15 protein-coding genes are annotated in these 21,453 nt (G+C 36.8%); 6 read left to right on the forward strand and 9 right to left on the reverse strand.

The window, feature by feature from the left end; genetic code table 11:
* Window positions 1-29 precede the first annotated feature (29 nt).
* Window positions 30-2,879 carry an aminomethyl-transferring glycine dehydrogenase gene (gene gcvP, locus ACFFU9_RS10880; RefSeq protein ID WP_379861466.1) on the reverse strand — a complete coding sequence of 950 codons (2,850 nt, stop codon included), beginning with the start codon at window positions 2,877-2,879 and terminating at the stop codon, window positions 30-32.
* Between the two features lie 119 nt (window positions 2,880-2,998).
* On the opposite strand from gcvP, the gene ACFFU9_RS10885 reads away from it, so the two are divergent.
* Window positions 2,999-3,832, forward strand: a complete 834-nt coding sequence (locus ACFFU9_RS10885) for a UbiA prenyltransferase family protein (protein ID WP_379861467.1) — start codon at window positions 2,999-3,001, stop codon at window positions 3,830-3,832.
* On the opposite strand, the gene ACFFU9_RS10890 is transcribed toward ACFFU9_RS10885, so the two are convergent.
* The 5 genes from ACFFU9_RS10890 to ACFFU9_RS10910 all read right to left on the reverse strand — a co-directional run bounded on the left by ACFFU9_RS10890 (window position 3,829) and on the right by ACFFU9_RS10910 (window position 8,629).
* The gene (locus tag ACFFU9_RS10890; RefSeq protein WP_379861468.1) at window positions 3,829-4,092 is read right to left on the reverse strand and encodes a hypothetical protein; all 264 of its coding nucleotides are present in this window, start codon (window positions 4,090-4,092) and stop codon (window positions 3,829-3,831) included. The genes ACFFU9_RS10885 and ACFFU9_RS10890 overlap by 4 nt on opposite strands.
* Before the next feature lie 2 nt (window positions 4,093-4,094).
* Window positions 4,095-4,649 (reverse strand): sigma-70 family RNA polymerase sigma factor, encoded by a 555-nt coding sequence (locus ACFFU9_RS10895; protein ID WP_379861469.1) that lies wholly within the window; start codon window positions 4,647-4,649, stop codon window positions 4,095-4,097.
* Window positions 4,650-4,742: 93 nt separating this feature from the next.
* Window positions 4,743-6,791 (reverse strand): M3 family metallopeptidase, encoded by a 2,049-nt coding sequence (locus ACFFU9_RS10900; RefSeq protein ID WP_379861470.1) that lies wholly within the window; start codon window positions 6,789-6,791, stop codon window positions 4,743-4,745.
* 109 nt (window positions 6,792-6,900) lie between these two features.
* Complete coding sequence (gene purE / locus ACFFU9_RS10905) at window positions 6,901-7,383, reverse strand: 5-(carboxyamino)imidazole ribonucleotide mutase (RefSeq protein WP_379861471.1); 483 nt, start codon at window positions 7,381-7,383, stop codon at window positions 6,901-6,903.
* Window positions 7,384-7,474: 91 nt separating this feature from the next.
* Window positions 7,475-8,629 (reverse strand): 5-(carboxyamino)imidazole ribonucleotide synthase, encoded by a 1,155-nt coding sequence (locus tag ACFFU9_RS10910; RefSeq protein WP_379861496.1) that lies wholly within the window; start codon window positions 8,627-8,629, stop codon window positions 7,475-7,477.
* Between the two features lie 140 nt (window positions 8,630-8,769).
* Between ACFFU9_RS10910 and ACFFU9_RS10915 the strand changes: the two genes are divergently transcribed.
* The 5 genes from ACFFU9_RS10915 to ACFFU9_RS10935 all read left to right on the forward strand — a co-directional run bounded on the left by ACFFU9_RS10915 (window position 8,770) and on the right by ACFFU9_RS10935 (window position 13,281).
* Window positions 8,770-9,879 carry an adenylate kinase gene (locus ACFFU9_RS10915; protein ID WP_379861472.1) on the forward strand — a complete coding sequence of 370 codons (1,110 nt, stop codon included), beginning with the start codon at window positions 8,770-8,772 and terminating at the stop codon, window positions 9,877-9,879.
* A 185-nt stretch (window positions 9,880-10,064) separates the two neighbouring features.
* Window positions 10,065-11,063: a GTPase ObgE gene (gene obgE, locus ACFFU9_RS10920; protein WP_379861474.1), complete on the forward strand. Its 999-nt coding sequence runs from the start codon at window positions 10,065-10,067 to the stop codon at window positions 11,061-11,063.
* A gap of 65 nt (window positions 11,064-11,128) precedes the next feature.
* Complete coding sequence (locus tag ACFFU9_RS10925) at window positions 11,129-11,845, forward strand: ion transporter (RefSeq protein WP_379861475.1); 717 nt, start codon at window positions 11,129-11,131, stop codon at window positions 11,843-11,845.
* 104 nt (window positions 11,846-11,949) lie between these two features.
* A complete protein-coding gene (locus ACFFU9_RS10930) occupies window positions 11,950-12,471 on the forward strand; it encodes a DUF4136 domain-containing protein (protein ID WP_379861476.1) in 522 nt (173 codons plus the stop codon).
* Between the two features lie 84 nt (window positions 12,472-12,555).
* Window positions 12,556-13,281, forward strand: a complete 726-nt coding sequence (locus tag ACFFU9_RS10935) for an SDR family oxidoreductase (protein WP_379861477.1) — start codon at window positions 12,556-12,558, stop codon at window positions 13,279-13,281.
* A 6-nt stretch (window positions 13,282-13,287) separates the two neighbouring features.
* Here the strand turns inward: ACFFU9_RS10935 and ACFFU9_RS10940 are convergent, their stop codons facing one another.
* From ACFFU9_RS10940 to ACFFU9_RS10950, 3 genes are all read right to left on the reverse strand, one after another.
* Window positions 13,288-14,721 carry a T9SS type A sorting domain-containing protein gene (locus ACFFU9_RS10940; RefSeq protein WP_379861478.1) on the reverse strand — a complete coding sequence of 478 codons (1,434 nt, stop codon included), beginning with the start codon at window positions 14,719-14,721 and terminating at the stop codon, window positions 13,288-13,290.
* Window positions 14,722-15,252 carry a hypothetical protein gene (locus ACFFU9_RS10945; RefSeq protein ID WP_379861479.1) on the reverse strand — a complete coding sequence of 177 codons (531 nt, stop codon included), beginning with the start codon at window positions 15,250-15,252 and terminating at the stop codon, window positions 14,722-14,724.
* Window positions 15,253-15,357: 105 nt separating this feature from the next.
* Window positions 15,358-21,453 (reverse strand): alpha-2-macroglobulin family protein, encoded by a 6,096-nt coding sequence (locus tag ACFFU9_RS10950; RefSeq protein ID WP_379861480.1) that lies wholly within the window; start codon window positions 21,451-21,453, stop codon window positions 15,358-15,360.

A 21,453-nucleotide genomic window follows, 5' to 3' on the forward strand; every position in this document is an offset into this window, starting at 1 on the left:
GAACTTTTACGATGCCCAACACCTATTGGTTAGGCTTCCATGTACGCCTCTATAGGCGCACAAGTACACATTAAATTTCTATCGCCATAGGCATCATTCACACGTCTTACGGTAGGCCAAAACTTATTGTCCTTTAAGTAATCTAATGGAAATGCAGCAGTTTCTCGCGAATACGGGAAGTGCCACTCATCTGCAGTAAGCATGCTCATGGTATGTGGTGCGTTTTTAAGTACATTATTGGGGGCGTCAAGTGATGTGCGGTCTATTTCTTTTTTTATAGAAATGAGAGCGTCACAAAAACGATCTATTTCTGCTTTGTTTTCACTCTCGGTAGGTTCTATCATTAAGGTTCCAGCCACAGGGAAAGATACAGTGGGGGCATGAAAACCGTAATCTATGAGTCGTTTAGCAATGTCGCTTACCTCAATACCATGGGCTTTAAAAGGGCGGCAATCTACAATCATTTCATGGGCAGCACGGCCACGCTCGCCCGAATATAAGGTCTCAAAGGAGCCTTGTAATCGTGTTTTAATATAATTTGCATTTAAAATTGCAGTTCTGGTACACTCCGTTAAGCCTTCTGTGCCAAGCATTTTGATGTATCCATAAGAGATGAGGCAAGCCAGAGCAGAACCGAAAGGAGCGGCAGAAATTGCCGTAATCGCTTTTTGGCCTCCTGTTTTTTTAACGGGATTTCCAGGTAAAAAGGGTGCTAATTGTTTGGCAACACATATGGGGCCAACACCAGGACCGCCACCGCCATGCGGGATTGCAAAGGTTTTATGCAGATTTAAATGGCACACATCTGCTCCAATACTTCCTGGATTTGTTAATCCTACTTGTGCGTTCATATTGGCGCCATCCATGTAAACTTGTCCGCCATTATCGTGGATAATCTTAGTGATTTCCTTAATGGCCGATTCGTATACTCCATGCGTAGAGGGGTAAGTAACCATTATGCAGGATAAATTTTCTTTATGTAATATTGCTTTTTCGCGTAAATCTTCAACATCAATATTGCCTTCATCTGTAGATTTTGTAACAACAACCTTCATGCCGGCCATTACGGCGCTGGCAGGATTGGTGCCATGGGCAGAAGCCGGTATTAAGCATATGTTTCTATGGGCTTCATTACGAGATTCATGGTAGGCTTTAATCACCATAAGACCTGCATATTCGCCTTGAGCACCAGAATTTGGTTGTAAGGATGTGGCGGCAAAACCAGTGATCTCTGATAATTGATCTTCAAGTGCTTTTAAAACGGTTAAATAGCCTTGGGCTTGTTTATTTGGAGCAAAAGGATGGATGTTACCCCATTTAAACCAACTTAAAGGCATCATTTCTGCTGCTGCATTTAACTTCATGGTGCAAGAGCCTAAAGAAATCATGGATTGATTTAATGATAAATCCTTACGTTCAAGCGATTTAATATAACGCATTAAACCCGTTTCAGAGTGGTGTGAGTTAAAAACCTCCATGCTTAAAAATTTTGAATGGCGTTGTAAAGACTCAGGAATATTATGATGTTCGGCAATGGAGTTCAAGGTGATGGTGTCTTTTCCAGCAGCTTCTGCAAATACGGTAATTAAATAATTGATATCTCGAATACCCGTTGTTTCATTAATAGAAATAGTAACGGTTTCTTTGTCTGGATATCGTAAATTAACTTTTTTCTCTTTCGCTATCCTCTTGATTTTTTTAGAGTCTGTTTTTATTTGAAGCGTGTCAAAAAACGAAGTGTTCACTTGATTAAATCCTAATTTCGCTATAGCTTTTGCTAATTCTGACGTTTTATTATGAATTTTATCTGCTATAAACTGTAAGCCTTTAGGGCCATGATATACTGCATAAGTGCCTGCCATAACAGCTAATAATACTTGTGCCGTACAAATGTTTGAAGTGGCTTTGTCTCGTTTGATATGTTGTTCTCGGGTTTGGAGAGCCATACGGAGTGCTCTTTTGCCATCCATATCTTTCGTAACGCCAATAATACGTCCGGGTAAATCACGTTTATAAGCCTCTTTAGTAGCGAAAAAAGCAGCATGAGGCCCGCCATATCCCATGGGGATACCAAAACGTTGGGTGGTACCCACAACCACATGGGCACCGAATTTCCCAGGAGATTCCAGTTTTACCAAACTTAAAATGTCTGCCGCAACAGCTACCTTAATGTTTGCGGTTATGCCTTTACTTATAAAGGTCTTAATATCTGTTATCTGACCATTTTTTCCAGGGTATTGTAATAAAGCTCCAAAAAAGTCAGATGAAAAATCAAAGCGATCTTCTTTGCCAATAACCAGTTCTACACCAATAGGTGTCGCTCTCGTTTGAAGTACAGATAAGGTTTGTGGCAATATATTTTCAGACACAAAAAACTTGTTGATGTTATTTTTTTTCTGACTGCGATCGCGAACTGCAAATAATAAGCCCATGGCCTCGGCTGCCGCAGTACTTTCATCCAATAAAGAGGCGTTTGCAATTTCCATACCTGTAAGATCGGTAACCATAGTTTGGAAATTTAAGAGCGCTTCCAGTCTGCCTTGAGCTATTTCAGCTTGATAGGGCGTATATGCGGTATACCAACCTGGGTTTTCAAGAATGTTGCGTTGAATTACCGCAGGTAAAATAGTAGGGTGATAACCTAAACCAATGTAAGTTTTATAGGCTTTGTTTTTTTTAGATAAATCGTGGATATGAAGAAGGTATTCATGCTCCGTCATCGGGGCATCTAAATTCAATTCTTTTTTTAAACGAATATCATCTGGCAGGGTTTCAGAAATTAGTTGCTCTAAGGATGCTACCCCTATGGTGTCCAACATTTGTTTTTTGTCTTCTTCATTTGGGCCAATATGACGCAGTGCGAAAGCATTTGTATTCATTGAAATATAGGATTGAATTAGTCTGCAAAATTAAATAATTATAAAGGTTTTAGAGGTCTGGGAATTGAAAGTTTTTAACCTTTTGAAAACCTTATCAACAGTTTAACTATTTTTGTTAAATGAAGTTTTTGAAACCTCTGCTCAATTTTTATATAAACAGCAGTATTCATGTAGCGTTTGCTGTGTTTTCGCTAAGCTGGCTAACGCTTATTCAGTTTGGTCTCGCTTACGATGGCATTGTGCTTCCTTTTGTGTTTTTTGCAACTATTACTGGATATAATTTTGTGAAATACTACGCAATGGCCAAATTTCATCATCGCAATCTTCCTGTTTGGCTTAAGTGGATACAAGTCTGGTCTTTTATTTGTTTTACTTTAGTGTGCTATTATGGTGTGCAACTTCAAGGGGAAACCCTGTGTTGGATCGCGACCTGTGGTTTGGCTACGTTCTTTTATGCGATGCCGTTTTTTTCAAAGCGCTTGGCTACAGAAGCACAACAAAATTTAAGGAACGTAAAGGGGCTTAAAATTTATATAATTGCACTTAGTTGGGTGGGAGTTACTGTGTTTTTGCCTTTAGCGGAAAGCCATCGAGTTATTCGGTTAGATGTGGTCTTGGTGGCTGTACAGCGGGTGCTTTTTGTTATGGTTTTAATGTTGCCTTTTGAAATTAGGGATTTAAAATACGATAGCCCTAAGCTGAATACTATTCCTCAAAAATTAGGGTTAAAAAAAACAAAAACATTAGGAGCTTTTTTGTTGATGATTATATTGGTGCTCGAAGCGCTAAGGAATGAAGTGTCCTTTAATGATAAAGGTATTCTACTAGTGGTCGTGCTTGTTACTTTTCTGTTTTTAATGTTTTCAAACAAAGAGCAAAATCGGTATTACTGTTCATTATGGGTAGAAAGTGTGTCTATTTTATGGTTGGTTCTAATGGTTCTGCTTTCTTAATTTGAATAGTCTTTTAAAGCCTTTTCAAAATCTTTTTTCATAGCGGCCTTGTCCTTTCTATCCAAGCACTGTATCTGAGATTCTTTTATTTTGTCTGTTAACTTCGTGTTGTTTTTGGTGTATTTTCTGCAGATTTTACAAAAGGCCAAATGCGTAATAAGTTTGGCTTTTTCCCATAGCGAAGCCTCTCTATATTGCGCTTTGTCACAAACAATATGTGCCTTATCACAGGGGATGAAAAATTTAAATGTCTTGCTCATTATTAAAACCAATTTTTTTCGAGGCAACTAGCCATCGCTGTTCTTGCTCGATGAATGATGACCCAAAGGTTAGACGCTGTAATGTTCAATTCATTACAGATTACCTCCGTTTCATAGCCTAAAATAGTTTTCATTTTAAAGGCTTCGGCTTGTTTTTTAGGTAGTTTTTCTAAACATTGGTATATAGCATCTCCCAGCTCGGTGTTCTCCATAATGTGCTCCGCCGTTCTATCAAAGGGGTCTGAGACGCGCTCTTCAAGCCAGTCGCCTTCAGACTCTGTATCACTATTATAATTTATACGAACTTCAGCTTTTCCTTTGTTTGAATTTATTTTGCGATAATGATCAATGATTTTACGTTTTAAAATAGAAATGAGCCAAGTGCGTTCACTGGCTTCTCCTTTAAAATTTTTCATGGATTTTAAACCAGCAAAAAAAGTATCCTGAACCAAATCTTGCGCAATTATCTTGTCGTTTATACGCGATATGGTATAATTGTAAAGATAATCCGAGTATAAGTCAATCCACTTATTCGCATCAATTTGGTGTATAGGCATTATAGCTTCATTTTTTTCCAATTCAAAAATAATATAAAAAATCGGATATTTTTTTTACTGATTTGTTTTTACTACCATATGTGTTTCCAAAAGTTAGTTTTTAGTTGGCACCAACCCCGCTCGTCTCAATAATGCTTCTGGTTGAGGTTCTTGCCCTCTAAAGCGTTTATACAGCGTCATAGGGTTTTCTGTGCCGCCTTGGGACAATATGTTGTCTTTAAACTTTAAGGCTATTTCTTTATTGAAAATCCCTTCTTCTTTAAAATACTCAAAGGCATCTGCATCTAAAACCTCTGCCCATTTATAGCTGTAATAGCCCGAAGAGTAGCCGCCCTGAAAAATATGGGAAAAAGCAGTACTCATACAATTTTCTGCAACATCAGGATACAAAGTGGTATTTTTAAAAGCGTCTGTTTCATGGGCTTTTACACTTTTAATGGTTTCTGGCGATGTTATAGCGTGCCAGCTCATATCCAATAAACCAAAGCTAAGTTGTCGTAACGTTTGCATACCTTCATGAAAGGTGGCCGAGGTTTTAATTTTTTCAATCAAATCCATAGGGATGAGTTCGCCGGTTTGGTAATGTGTGGCAAACAATTCTAAAGCTTCTTTTTCATAACACCAATTTTCCATAATCTGACTTGGCAGTTCTACAAAATCCCAATAGACGCTAGTTCCCGAGAGACTAGGGTAGGTGGTGTTCGCTAACATGCCGTGTAGTGCATGGCCAAATTCGTGAAACAAAGTGGTAACCTCATTAAAGGTTAAAAGAGAAGGTTTTGTTTTTGTTGGTTTGGTAAAATTACAAACAATAGAGATGTGTGGCCTGCTGTTTTCGCCGTCTTTTATATATTGTGGTTTATAAACTGTCATCCATGCGCCATTTCGTTTTCCTGGTCGTGGAAAATAATCAGCATAAAAAATAGCAATAAAATCCCCTTTCGTGTTGGTAACTTTATAGGTTAAAACGTCTGGATGGTATTTGTCAATTGTATTTATTTCTTCAAAGTGTAAGTCGAATAACGTATTGGCAACTATAAATGCCCCGTTTATTACGTTTTCCAATTTAAAATAAGGCTTCAGTTTCTCATCATCAAGATTAAACAGCTTTTGTTTAAGCTTTTCAGAATAATAAGCACCATCCCATTTTTGAAGTGTATCAATACCATCTAGTTCTTTAGCAAAATCTTCTAGATTTTTAAATTCGCGTTCTGCTGCAGGCTTTGCTTTTTCTAATAAATCCTTTAAAAAAATAGCTACCTGTTCTGGCGTTTCTGCCATACGTTCTTCAAGTACAAAGTGTGCATGGGTTTTATAGCCTAGTAGGTTAGCGCGTTCGTGCCGTAATGTTACTATTTCTAAAACAATCTCTTGGTTGTCTAAATGGTCGTTATGAAACCCTTTTTTTCCAGCTGCCAAGGTTAGGGTTTTGCGTCTTTCACGATTATCGGCATACGTTACAAATGGAATATAACTAGGATAATCTAAAGTGAAAAGCCAGCCCTCTTTTTCCTTAGATTCTGCTAATTGCTTTGCTGCTTCAATAGTGCCTTCGGGTAGGCCCGATAAGTCGTCTTCATCCGTAATTAACATTTCAAACCTGTTAGTTTCGGCTAGTGTGTTTTCTCCAAATTTAAGTTTTAACTGACTTAATTTTTTATCAATAGCCCTCAGCCTCTGTTTTTTGTTCTCGGGTAAATTGGCACCGTTTCTAGAGAAGCCTTTATATTTCTTATCTAAGAGCATTTGCTGCTCGGTGGTTAAATTTAACTCTGTCTTAGCATCATATACCGTTTTTACTCTTTTAAATAGAGCTTCATTTAAGGTAATGTCGTTACTGAAATCAGATAACAAAGGCGAAACATCTTGTGCAACCTTCTGTAATGTATCATTGGTTTCTGCAGAATTTAAGTTAAAAAAGATACTGGATACCCGATCTAATTGTTCGCCCGAAAACTCTAAAGCTTCAATAGTGTTTTCAAAAGTGGGGGCGTCTGGATTATTGGTAATGGCATCAATTTCCAGTCTGGTTTTTTCAATACAAGTTTTAAAAACAGGTAAGAAATCGTTATCATCTATGTTGGAAAATGGTGCGGTAGTATATTTCGTTTGAAAAGGGCTCGTTAGAATATGTTCTGGCATGGTATTGAAATATGTTAAAGGTTTGATTGTTATTAAGCTCTTTTAAAGCGTGTGTTGCTCATCGATAAGAGTCAATAAAATAATGGGGTTAAATCCCAACATAGTTTTTTTATTTTAAATCTTTTGCAGATTGAATAACCAGGGCTTTAAGGCCTTCTTTGTATTCTGATATGGTATGTTGGACTTCTGCATGGCTTGTGCCTATAATTTGTGCTGCTAATATACCCGCGTTTTTGGCGCCGTTTAAAGCGACTGTTGCTACGGGAACACCTCCAGGCATTTGGAGAATGGATAAAATAGAGTCCCAGCCATCAATAGAGTTACTGCTTTTTACGGGCACACCAATAACAGGGAGTGGCGATAAGGCTGCAATCATACCAGGTAAATGCGCTGCGCCGCCAGCACCAGCAATAATTACAGAAAAGCCACGGGTATGGGCATGTTTTCCATAATCGAACAGTTTTTCTGGGGTGCGGTGTGCAGAGACAATATCCACTTCTACAGCGATATTGAAGCTTTTTAAGATGTCTATAGCATCTTGCATAACTGGGAGGTCGCTTTTGCTTCCCATTATAATTCCTACTTTACTCATAAAATTTTAAATTTTAAATTCAAATTCCAAATTTATGAAGGCGGATCGCAATTTTTGTATAAATTGGAATTTGGGGGTTTTGTGTTGTAATTTATTCTGAAATCACTTTAATAGTTAATTTTACGGCTTCTGCAATTCGTCGCGCCTCGTTTACATCTTCATTTACTATAGTAACATGGCCCATTTTTCTAAATGGACGGGTTTGTTTTTTACCATAAATATGTGGGGTTACGCCTTCCATGCCCATAATGTTTTCTATATTTTTATAAATAACATTGCCACTATAGCCTTCGGCGCCTACCAAGTTTACCATCACACCACTTACTTTGCTGTCGGTACGCCCTAGAGGTAAGTTTAAAATTGCTCTTAAATGTTGCTCAAATTGAGAGGTGTAACTAGCTTCAATGGTTTGATGTCCAGAATTATGGGGTCTTGGGGCTACTTCATTGATTAGGATGTTGTTATCTTGTGTTAAAAACATTTCTACCGCCAATAAGCCTACATGGTTAAAGGCTTGAGATGTTTTTAAAGCGATTTCGGTCGCTTTTTTCGCTATTTTTTTATCAATTCTTGCAGGACAAATTACATATTCTACTTGGTTGGCTTCGGGATGGAACTCCATTTCTACCACGGGGAATGTCTTGGTTTCTCCTGATGCATTTCTAATAACAATTACAGCTAGTTCATTTTTAAAAGGCACTAAATTTTCAGCAATACATTCTACATTAGGTAGCCCTTCTAAATCTTGAATTGTTTTCACGATTTTTACGCCCGTACCATCATAACCAAATTGTGCTGCTTTCCAGACAAAAGGAAGTGATAAGCCTCCATTGTCAATCGTGTCCTGTATTTGAGACGTATAAGCGAAACGTGAAAATGCTGCTGTTGGAAGATTGTGGTCCACATAAAACAATTTTTGCGTGGCTTTATTTTGGATGGTACGTAAGGTTTTAGAGGATGGATATACTTTAATTCCTTCTTTTTCAAGAGCCTCTAGTGCGTCAACATTTACATTTTCAATCTCAATAGTCAATACATCTACCTGTTTTCCAAAATTATAAACGGCATCAAAATCCATTAAATCACCTATATGAAATTCATTGCTGGCTATTTTGCATGGTGCTTCGGTGCTGGCGTCTAAAACACATGTGTAAATATCAAATTTCCGAGTATCATTAAGTAGCATTTTACCTAATTGGCCACCGCCTAGAATGCCGAGTTTGAAATTTGAGGAGAAATAATTCATGTTGTTCGCTTTGCTAATAATTTGTTCTATATTATGCAAAAATACGTTTTAATATCAAATTACTTTCGAAATCATAAATCAAAAAATCGGTAATCGGCAATCTATTGATTATCTTTGTCTCTTTTAAAAATCGAAAAATAGTGATAAAACTTCACGATAAATACTTTAAGCCTTTTATTTCTGCGGAAGAAATCGATACGGCCATCGCTTTAATGGTGGAAGAGATTTCTAATGCACTTGGCGATGAAATTCCTGTTTTTATTGGTATTTTAAACGGTTCGTTTATGTTTGTAAGCGACTTTGTAAAGAAATATCCAAAACCTTGTGAAGTTACATTTATTAAACTGGCTTCATATGAGGGCGTAAAATCATCTGAAGATATCCAGCGTTTAATAGGGCTTACCCAAGACTTAACAGGGCGTACCGTCATTATTCTCGAAGATATTATCGATTCTGGAAAAACACTCGCAGAAGTGCATAGGATCTTTCAAAATGAAAAAGTGAAATCCTTGCAAATTGCGACCTTGTTTTACAAGCCAGAAGCTTACAAAAAAGATTTTAAACTACATTATATCGGTATTGAAATTCCAGATAAATTTATAGTGGGGTACGGACTGGACTATGATAATCTAGGAAGAGATTTGCCGGAAATTTATCAAATTAAAGAAACGCAACACATGACAAACTTAGTGCTATTTGGTCCTCCGGGAGCAGGAAAAGGAACGCAGGCAGATTTTTTAAAAGACAAATACAATTTAGTACATATCTCTACAGGCGATGTGTTTAGGTATAACATTAAAAACAAAACAGCTTTAGGCATGTTGGCAAAGTCCTTTATAGATAAAGGCGCTTTGGTTCCCGATCAAGTAACGATAGATATGTTGAATGCCGAGGTTGAAAAGAACGCTGCTGCCAATGGCTTTATATTTGATGGTTTTCCGCGCACGAATGCTCAAGCTAAAGCTTTAGATCAATTAATGGACAGTAAAGATTCGCAAATTAACGCCATGATTGCCCTGGAGGTAGATGATGAGGTTTTGGTAAAGCGTTTGTTACAAAGAGGTGAAACTAGTGGGCGTGCCGATGATGCCGATGAGTCTATAATAAGAAACAGAATAAAAGTGTATTATAACGAAACGGCAATACTAAAAGATTACTATACCGACCAGAATAAATATTTTGGTGTAGATGGTGTTGGGAGCATTGAAGCTATTACCGAGCGCTTAAATTCGGTAATAGATACCCTTTAATAGGGTGGGTCTCGAAAAACTTCAACACCATAAAGGCCTAAGCATTACATTATAATTTCGATGGTTATGGTTCTTTTGTGTTAATGATAGGAAGTCACCGAGAAATTGAAATTAAAAGAAGAACATTTAGTAGCTACTAGATGTTCTTCAAGATATAAATTAATGAATATTGAAATTGAACAAAAATGACAGAGGGTAACTTCGTTGATTACGTAAAAATGTTTGTAAGCTCTGGTAACGGAGGTAAAGGGTCTTCACATTTACACCGTGAAAAATTTATTACCAAAGGGGGGCCTGATGGTGGTGATGGTGGTCGTGGGGGGCATGTTATTTTACGTGGAAACTCAAACCTCTGGACATTATTGCATTTAAAGTTTAAGAAACATATTCGAGCAGGACATGGTGGGCACGGTGCAAAGAGCAGAAGCTTTGGCTCTGATGGTACAGACGAGTACGTGGATGTTCCCTTAGGGACAGTTGTGAGGGATAGCGAAACCAATGATATCATTTTTGAAATTACCGAAGAAGGTGAAGAGAAAGTTATAGCGCAAGGTGGAAAAGGTGGTCTTGGAAACTGGCACTTTAGATCGTCTACCAACCAAACCCCGCGTTATGCACAACCAGGGATGCCTCTTGAGGAAAAACACATTACCTTAGAGCTTAAGATTCTTGCCGATGTAGGATTGGTGGGTTTTCCTAATGCAGGAAAATCAACGTTATTGTCGGTTATGACCTCTGCAAAGCCGAAAATTGCCGATTATGAGTTTACTACATTAAAACCCAATTTGGGCATTGTAGAATATCGAGATTTCCAAACTTTTGTTATGGCAGACATACCTGGAATTATTGAAGGGGCTGCAGAAGGAAAGGGACTTGGTCATTATTTTTTACGCCATATTGAGCGAAATTCGATTTTGCTTTTTTTAATACCTGCCGATGCAGAAGACATCAGAAAGCAATATGACATTCTGTTGGACGAACTTCGTAGATATAATCCAGAAATGTTGGACAAAGACCGTATTGTCGCTATATCCAAAAGCGATATGCTGGACGACGAGCTTAAAGCAGAGCTAAAAGAAGAACTCGATAACGAATTGCCCGTACCATATTTGTTTATTTCTTCTATTGCTCAACAAGGTATTATGGAACTTAAGGATACCTTATGGAAAATGTTGAATAACTAGATTTTTAAATTTTATTTAAACTGGTTTTTTTTCATTTTTTTTAACACCATTATGTTATTAAAAAAATGAAGCAATATATTAAAAGCATTGTAGAAATTAATAACAATAGGAAAAGTAGATGTTTTGCTTTTTTTATACAGGCGCTTATTTTAATTTCTATTGTTACATTTTCGGTGGAAACCATTCCAAACTTGGAACCAAAAACCAAGCTTATACTTCGGGCTATAGAATGGTTTAGTGTGGTTGTTTTTACTATTGAGTACTTCTTGAGAATTTATGTTGCCGATAATAAACGTAAATTTATATTTAGTTTTTTTGGTGTTATTGATCTTTTGGCCATTCTGCCGTTTTACCTGTCTTTTGGTGTCGATTTAAGGTCTTTAAGAACATTGCGCTTTTTACGATTATTTAGGATATTGAAATTGGTTCGCTATAATCGGGCTTTAAACCATTTTACACGAGCTATAAAATCAGCTAAAGAAGAAATCCTTTTATTTATATTTATTACATTAATATTAATTTATTTTTCAGCAGTAGGTATTTATTATTTCGAGAGCGAGGCACAACCTGAGCATTTTGCTTCTATTTTTGATAGTTTATGGTGGGCCATTATAACGCTTACTACAGTGGGGTATGGCGATGTTTATCCTATTACTGTAGGCGGGAAGGTTTTTACTTTTTTTATTCTAATGATTGGTTTGGGTATAGTGGCCATACCTACGGGTATTATTTCTTCTGCTTTAACGAAATCTGTAGACCCTCACGACGAAGAAGAGGTTTAAAATGGTTGCTAGAAAACATGTGGAATATTTTTTGATTAATTTTGATTAATTTCGTGAGACATTCATTAAGGTGAGCATCTTTTCTAATACTTAAAAATTAAGCTATGCGATTTCTAATACTTCTTTTTACAGCATTTTTTTTAAACGCTTGTGCGCCCATACACGTAAACTACGACTTTGATAAAGCTGTTAACTTTAATAATTATAAGACTTATAATTATTATGCCGATATGGAAACCGGCTTAAGCGAATTGGATACTAGGCGTTTTTTAGAGGCTCTAGATGCCAAGTTGAAGGCCAAAGGGCTGGTGTTAGCCGATACCCCCGATTTTTTTATCGATATTAAAAGTCGTGAATATCAAGAGGTTGCACATAACAATGTAGGTGTAGGCTTAGGAGGCTCTGGACGTAATATGGGTGGCGGGCTCTCTATTGGTATTCCCGTAGGACAATCTAAAGTAAACCGGCGTATAACAATTGATTTTGTAGACCATTCTAAAAATCAATTGTTTTGGCAAGCAGTAAGTGATTATGGCTTTAATCCTAATGCACAACCCGAGCAACGTGAAGCTAAATTTAGTGCAGTTGCAGAAAAAATACTCTCTAAATATCCTCCTAAACCCTAATATTAAAAATTTATAATTATCCTAACATAATATACTCTATGATTGTTTGCATGTTTTGTAGCTTTACATAAAAGCAAAAATATTATGGAATTATTAAAGAACAAAGTCGCTCTTATTACGGGAGGCTCTAAAGGTATAGGTTACGGAATAGCACAATCGCTTATTAATATGGGGGTTCATGTGGCAGTAACGAGTAGAACCGAGGCTTCTGCAGTGAATGCTGCCAACATCCTAACGTCGGGTATAGAATCTGATGTAAAAGCAATAGGGATTGAAGCCGATGTTAGAGATTTTGAAAGTCAGCAAAAAGCCGTAGCAACCGTTTTAAGTCAATTTGGTCAATTGGATATTGTAATTGCCAATGCAGGTTTAGGGCATTATGGAAATATAGAGGATATATCTATTCAGCAATGGCAAGAAACCATAGATACGAATTTAACAGGAGCTTTTTATACGATTAAAGCAAGTTTAGAGGCTTTAAAAAAATCACAAGGCTATTACATTACAATTTCTAGTTTAGCTGGTACCAATTTCTTTGCCAATGGGTCTGCTTATAATGCGAGTAAATTTGGACTTACAGGATTTACACAAGCAGTAATGCTGGATTTAAGAAAATATGGTATTAAAGTGAGCACTATTATGCCGGGGTCGGTTTCTACTTATTTTAATGGAAACATCCCAAACCCAGAGGATGCATGGAAAATTCAAATTGAAGATATTGGCGAATTAGTGGTAGATGTTCTTAAAATGAACCCGAGAACCTTACCTAGTAAAATTGAAGTTCGACCATCTACACCTCCAGGTAACTAATCTGTTTTAATTTTTTATTAGTTTTTTACTAGCAATTAAAACGTGGTTGGCATAAAAATTAACGATATAAATGCCTGGGCTCCATAAACTCATGTCTATTTGTGAGGCATTAGAGTTTAATGCTATTTGCGATTCTATCTTTTTGCCATCCATGCTTATAATATCTAAATATAACGGTGTATTTGTAGTGTTTTGGTATTTAAAATTAATAACCCCACTTGATGGATTTGGGAAAATAGAAATATTAAACGTATCGTCTTCACTTGTAATACGATCTACTGCTAAGGTTGCATAATGGATGGTCCAAGTTACTGTATAAAGATGTAAGGTTTCGTGATGGTCTACTCTAAGTAGTGCAGTAGTATCATCGATAACGGCAGTTAATGTGTTGCTTCCTGCTTCTAAATCGGTTTCCAACAATGAGATGGCGTCTGCTACATGTGTTAATTCTAAACCATTAAAGAACCACTTGTTTTTCAAACTATTTGTTGTGGTTTGAATCAAATTCAGTTTAAAATTTAAGGGGAAAGTGGGGGCATCTATAGTAGTATTGTTTGGTAAGTAAGACTCAATAGGGGATACTAAATCGTGTATTTTTTCGATAATTCCTTCTTTGCAAACAGGACAAAAAGCCTTTTCTATAGAGCGCATTTTACAGTTTTGATGAGGTCTATACCATGGCTTAGGAAGATTGTTAGCATCAAAGTGTTGATAAACCCCCACATCATTAAAATTCAGCCAGTTTCGCCACTTTACCACATTTGGGTCTGTTTCTTGTGTCATATTAATCCCTTCTACCGCCAAAGCATCGTCTATAGGGTAATATTCATCGATCAGGTTAAATAGGGAGTGGCCTAATTCATGTACCACGACATCGGTGGCATAATATCCAGAATAGGCCATAGGGTATTTGCCACCACTACCACCATATTCATTAGAGTTTACAAGAATAATTGCGCTATCATAATTGGGAAAATTTTGAGCTAATACTTGGGCTATTTTTAATTCCGTATGGTTCGCATAGGCCCCATCGCTTTCGTAAAATAAGAGCCTATGAAAACCAAAAGCATCATAGGTTGCATTAAAATATGTGTCTACCGTTTTAATTGGAACAACTGGGGTTATTGTAGATTCTAAAGGGTCAGTACTAGTTCCAGGGTGATCGGCGCCACTTTCGTTGGAAGGTACTTTTATGGCAACTACATTAAAATAGTTAACATATTCTGAAAAGGGAGAATAACCGAACATTTTATTGGTAAGAGTCGTGGCGTCTGTTATAAATTTCGGAAATTCATGAGTTTGATAGCCCTCACTTAAAATCACCAGATTAATCCGCTTATTGGGGGCTCCAGAATTTTTTAGAAACTCCATTTCAAACTGTTGTCCGAATACAAACGAGGAGTTCATTATAATTAAAAAAAAGAGTAGAGTCTGTTTCATTTATTTAATTCTGGTTTTTATTAAGGCTTTCTTTTGGTTATCTGATACATTAGAGTCGAAAACAACTATATATTGGGCTTTTGGGTTTAGCTGGAGGCGTATGGAAAATTTTGTACTATCCAGATGAATTTGTTTTTTCTGAAAAGAATGGGATTTATCTACATACTCTAGCATTTTGATAAGAGGATTTTTGATGGTGTTACGTTGTAAAACCTTTGATTTTTTATCAAGTTGTAAGCATACTAAATCTCCAGAGCTCCCTGTTTCTTTAGGTGGTGTGTCTTTTAATTGGCCATCTACAACTATTTTATCCAAAAACAGCAGATGGGGGCTGCCGTCTGCTGTTTTTTTTATGCTATAATTTAAAAAAATAATTTTTGGATTTTTTGCAACTCGAGATGATGGTGCCGAAGGGGCTTTTATACTTCCGCAAGAGCAAAACATAAACGCTAATATAAATATGAGACGAAATGAAGCAGTGTTTTCCACAACAGTAAAAGGGATATCGGTAAGTTCGTTAATACGCAACAAAGTTAAGGATTAAACATGCTAACTATGATGTTTAACAAGAAGATTAAAAGAAAACAAAATCCCCTGTTTTTACCAAAATACCGGAAACAACAGGGGGAAGAGAAATTAGTTTACATGTAGTCTTACACCTTCGCTATAACTACTAAACTCTGGAGCGTACATGCTTTGTATGGTAGTAATTCCATTGCTCATGTTACCGGCATGGTTTACACGCAAATCATATTCAAATACGTAAATTCCTTTTGGAAGATAGTCAAAAAAGAAATTGGTGCTGGCATCTTTAGTGCTTTCATAATACCCAAGGCCGTCTTGCCATTTATAGGTAGAAATTACGTTTACAGGCTCTAGGCCAGCTGCTCGCATATCTTTCATATGAAGAAACTCCATAGCTCTATCACTACGCAATTCAATACGTACTCTAACTAAGTCGCCCACCTTCAAGTGGGTATTATCTTTAATTTCAGAAATTACTTCACCGGTATCTGTATTGGTTTTTAGAAACAGTTTCTTTTTAAGGGAAAGCGGTGTTTCTGCAGAAGTAATGTGATCTAAATCCTCGAAATATTGCCAGTATAGTGCGCCCCAAGCAATGCCTTTGCCTTTTTTGTTAAGGGTTACACTCCCCATTTCTGGTTTAATTTCCGAACCGTTCCAAGAGGTTTTGTAATAGCCGGTACCAGCTTCTACTTTTACCGCTTCAAGCTTTGATGGCTCAATTTTCTGATTGCCAATAACAACATCTACCATTTCGGTAACACTCAGCCAGTCGCTACCTTGTAGCAATAAAGCATATACCGCTTCGGTAGTAGCTTTAGTCGTTTTCCAACGGTTAGTCTGTTTATTTTTAAGAAGCCATATTTTTAAATTATCAATGGTTTCAAGATTCTTTACTTCACTTTGAATGGCTGTGCCAGCCTCCGAAAAAGCTTCAATCAACAAAGCTTGGGTTTCAATGGGGGCTTGGTACCAAAACCAAGAGCTGGTGTTCGATTTCCAGTACATGCCCAATTCTTCAGAAGTAATACTGGTTTCTTTTAAAGAATTAAGAATTTTAGACGCCGTTTTTACATCTTTATTTCTATGTGATATTAGCGCCATCATGCCTTTTGCATACACAGAACGGTTTAACCAATAGGCTTCAATTTGTGTGCGATAATAGGCTATAATCGTTTCGACTTCTTTTGATTTTTTGATTTCAGGGAAGAAGCTTCTCATATATAAATAATGCAATTGGGTATAACTTAAATGGTCTGTGCTTAAATCTACCTTCGCATTATATTTTCTTAGGTCATTGTATTCTTTTATAAATTCCAGATCTAAATAATGGATTGCATTTTGAATCATGGACTCTTCGCTATCGTTCTGAACGACATTGAGGTGTTTTAAATGTCCGAAACCGGTGATAATATGCTGGGTAATGTATCGATTTTCGTAACCCCCATTAAACCATGCCCAGCCCCCTGAAGGCATTTGGTTGTTTTTTAGTTTTCGAAAAGCAGATTGCAGCTCGTTATTCATTTTGTTTAAATCGAATAACAAAGCGATGCGTTTTTTCTGTTCGGTTTCACTTTGAGCATCTCGTAGCCATGGTGTTTCTTGTATAAGAATAGATTTTAATGCGTCGTTTTTTTCTAGGTTAGAAAGTAAAGTCCCTGTATTTCTCCATTGATTGAACACCTCTTGGATTCTAGGATTGGCATGGGCTATATGGCTAGCCAATGCATTTGCGTAATAGCGCGAAAAGGTTTGTTCATTACAGTCATAGGGATATTCCATTAAGTAAGGAAGGGCCTGTACGGCGTACCACGCAGGATTGGATGTTATTTCCAAGGTTAGCTTATGGTTTTTAAGTGTGGTAGAAGCATTTGTTTTTAGCTTATTTAAAGTAAATGTTTTGGTTTGATTGCTCTTAATCCACATGGGTAAGGTTTCGGTTACCAACATTCGATTGGATAGCACAGGCATTACATTTTGTTCCCCATCACTAAAATCACCAGATTGGGCCATGATTTTATATTGAATAGCATGTATGTCCTCAGGAATTTCTAATTCCCAAGACACTTGCGTGTTGCCTTTAGGAGAGACCGTGAATTCTTTCTCTAATCCTCCTAAAGCAGAGGCGTTTGTTTGTTTTTGGATAAGCTTATCACTAATGTCTTTTCCCGAAACCGCATCGATTAAAATTAATTTTGCCTGCCCGGAAAGACCGTTTTCTGTTAAATTAGCAATTTTGGTACTAATGGTCATTTGGTCGCCTTCACGTAAAAATCTTGGAGTATTTGGAATAACCATTAACTCCTTTTGTGTGATTGTTGTTAAGGTTTTGGTTGTGCTTTCCAAAGTTTTAGTGTGTGCTAAAAGCTGTAATTTCCATTGGGTCAAAGCTTCCGGCGTGGTAAAACTGAAGCTGATATGTCCTGCTTCATCGGTTTCTAGCTGCGGAAAGAAAAAAGCAGTCTCTTGAAGGTTTTTCCTTATTTGGATGCCGTCGAAGGAGGATTCGTCTTTTTTAATGTCTTTATTTTCTGTTTGCGTTTCCAGTTCTTTTTTCTGTGTGTTATAACCCACTACTACCGTTTCTTCTAAAGCGTTGGTTTCGGATTCCATGACTAAAGCATCCTCTATAACCATTTTGTTTTCAGAAATTTGAATTCCAGCAGCATTGTTCCTTAAGTTTCTAGCTAAAACATGGCGAGGATTGCCAAAATAGAACCCAAACCAATTCCATTGATCGTAGGATTGTGGCGTGTAGTTTGAATAAGAACGGTCTTGGTAAACTCTAAAACGATTTGTGCCAAAACTTTGATTGCCCCGGTTATAAATTTGTGCGTAATAAGCAGGGTTTTGAAGTGGGCTGAAACTCCAGATATGCGATTTAAATTGGTCTAAAGACGCATCGTACATACTGGCCAATAACTCGGTGCTTACCTTTTCGCCTTGTGCCCCTTTAATTTTAAAACTCCAAGTTTCATCTGTCCCTGGTTGTAATTTATCTCTAAAGGTTACGGTTTCAACCTCTAGAGTAGTGTTGGGGTAAGGTACGGAAACCGTTTGTGTGCCTGCATGATAACTATTAAAGGCGGCGAAACTATAATGTACTACAAACCCACCCAAATCGTCTTTGGTGACTGGAATCTTAATGGTTTTTTTAGTGTTGTTTAACTGAATAATTTCTTTTTGAATTATTTTTTTGTCTTTTTCAACAGATAGTGTTATCGAAATGTTTTCTGCAGCAGATGCTACTGTAACCCATGCAGTTTCTCCAATAGTATAGAAGGGTTTATCGGTAGTAATACTGAATAACTCATGGTCTGCTAAGGTTTTATCGTTATCACTAAAAAGCGTGGTTTTAACTTCATCTTTTACAAATTGCCCGAATTTGTCTTTGCTTTCTAAAATGATAATGTATTTTCCAGAGTCCCATTTTTTTATGTTACCCAGTTGTAGGCTTTTGGATTTTTCGGTATCGAATTTTTTTTCAAAAACCAACGCACCTTTTTTCCAGTTTTCTGGCACCTGTTCATCCTGATAAGCATCATGTGGGAATAGGTTTTTAAAACGTTCTTCTGTAAATTTTTGATAATCTGGGGCAGCCCAAGGTCGTGGTCTTAAAACGGTTTGGGGAGCGATTAGTTTGTAAATTTTAACAGATCCTTTTGCGGCAACAAACGAAGCATTTAAATTTCTGGTGTCAATTTTAATCTCGTGGTCTTTCTTGGTTTTATCTAGAGTGCTTTCTATACTCATGGTGGCCAACAAGCTGTGGTAGCCCACATTTACTAATGTTGTAGCACTTCGGGTTTCGCCGTTTAAATCGGTGATGTCTGCCGTAATTTCATAATTAAAAATGGGCAAACTGCTTTTTTCGACGCTGTTGTCGGGAATGGCTTTAAACGTGATTTCAAACTCACCTTTGTCGTTGGTAATCCTTTCTCCATGGCTAATCTCTTGAGGTTCGCTGTTAAACCATGGTCTGTGCCAAAAATACCAACGAGGATATTGCACATTTCTATGCACTCGATATACCACTTTGGCATCCGTAATATTACTACCTGCATAAGCTAAAGCAGTGCCTTTTACAGTAATAGAGTCGTTTATCTTAAAGGTCTCGGTTATGGGGGAGAATTTAACTTCAAATTTCGGACGTTTATATTCTTCAACAGAAAAATGGGTTGTACTTTCAAAATCGATATGTCCAGAATCGGCATCAAATTCAATATAAAAATCACCTGTTAAGCCATCACTTGGTAGGATAAATTCTCCTGCAACGGAGCCAAATGTATTGGTTTTTAATTTTAAGGTTTTTACTTCTTCATCATTTACATTATACAACGAGACATAGACGTCTTGATCTACTAAAACTTCAGATTTTCGATCTGAAGTTTTCATAGCGATACCTTTAAAATAAAGGGTTTGTCCTGGTCTGTAAATACTTCGGTCTGTAAATAAAAAAGAGGTGTAATGGACATCTTCTTTTGCTTCTTTAAAATGTTGATTGAGGTAATAGTCTCCAAAATAGGCGGTATCCTCTTGTTTTATCACTTTTAGTTTAACATTTCTGTACCATTCATTATTTTTTTCAATTTTAATTTCTCCTAAATCATCAGTAGTAAGTGTTTTGTGTATGCTTCGATTGTTTCTAGAGTCGTAAGTTATTTCCGCTTTAGCGTTAGCAATGGGGGCGCCGTTTTGTCTGTCAATAATCTGAAATATTTTATGTTGGGAGGTTTCGGTTTCAACCAAAGCCATATTAGTGACTTGCACCGTAGCAAATGCAAAAGTGTTGGAATCACTTTCAATGGAGGCAACCAGTAAATAATTGCCGTTATGTAGTTTTGGTATTAAGATTTCTGTGCTATGGGTTTGGTAATCTTGTTCATTTTTTAACTTGCTGTTCCATGTATTACTGGCGTTCAGTTTATTTATAAACGCGAGCTGCTCTTCTTTTTTATAGATTTTGTTGAATGTCTTTAATTCTGTTGCATAAAGTTTATATGCGTTGAATGCCAGTGTGTTTAGGTTTTTGTAACGTAATAACAAACGCCCGTTTTTTTGAATAGGCAAAAAGGTTTCTGTAGTAATTTCCAGAGATTGTTGTTCAATCTGCGACTTTAAAGCGTTACATTTCTCAGAGGCTTTGCTTTTTGGGAATTTAGCAATAACGTTTTGGCACAAATCTAGCGCTTCTTTTGCTTTCCATCGGTTTGTGTCATCCGCGGTACTATATAATGTGCTTTGTTGATAATATATAGTAGCTATTTCAAAATCATATAAGCCAGATGCTTCTTGTGCCTTTAAGTGTGCCTTTTCAGTTTTAAAGGCTTCTAATAATAATGCTTCCTTATCGGTGAAAGTAGCATGTTGTTTTACAAATTTTAAACGTTCAATATTGATGTCGGTCAAGGCAAGAGGAGAGGCATCTTTTAAATGAAAGCGAATTAAGTTTTTATAGATATTTAAAGCGTTTAGCTGTAATGATATAGAATCTTTTGATGCTATGTTTAAAGTTGAAAACGCTTCAGCATCTGCTAAAAACTTCGGATTATCAATTTCGAATTTATAGGCGGGTTTGCTAATATGTGTTTCGTTGGTTTTGTAAAATTCTAAAGCAGCATGATTTAAAAAATCAAATAATGTAGGTCTATATAATTTTGAGTCTTTTTGTTCCTGTAGCAAAATACGATAATCTTCTAAACGTTCCTGTTGAAGCATTAGTCCGTTTTGAAGCGAATTTTGATAATGGATATGGACCTCGTTAAAAAGAGTTTGTAAATCCCAAGTTCTAAAGTCGGCGGCATCTATTTTTTCTGAAGTTTTCGTTCGATTATAAAACTGCCATCTGTTCTGGTTAAAATATTGCCAATATAGATGGGCTAACATGTTCTCTAAAATGTTTTTTATAGGGAATGGGCTCTGCGCAATCTGGCTTTTAAAAGCGTTGATGATATGAAGTTGTGCCTCCTCTTCTAGTACCATGGCATATTTACTTTTAAATATCATGCTTTTTACTAGTTGCGGATGGTTTTTATGCTTTTCAGCTTGTTTTGCGATATCTTCTACAATTTTCAAGGCCGATTTAGGTAGACCTTTTTTTTCAAATTCAGTAACTTTTTCCCATAGGTTTTTATAATCTTGGCTCTGTTGTGCAGTGGTGAAATTCGCAAAAAATATAATGATTAGTAGGGGTGATAAGTATCTCAT

The sequence above is a fragment of the Mariniflexile ostreae genome, from assembly GCF_042427585.1.
In the GTDB taxonomy this organism is placed as follows: Bacteria; Bacteroidota; Bacteroidia; order Flavobacteriales; family Flavobacteriaceae; genus Pseudalgibacter; species Pseudalgibacter ostreae.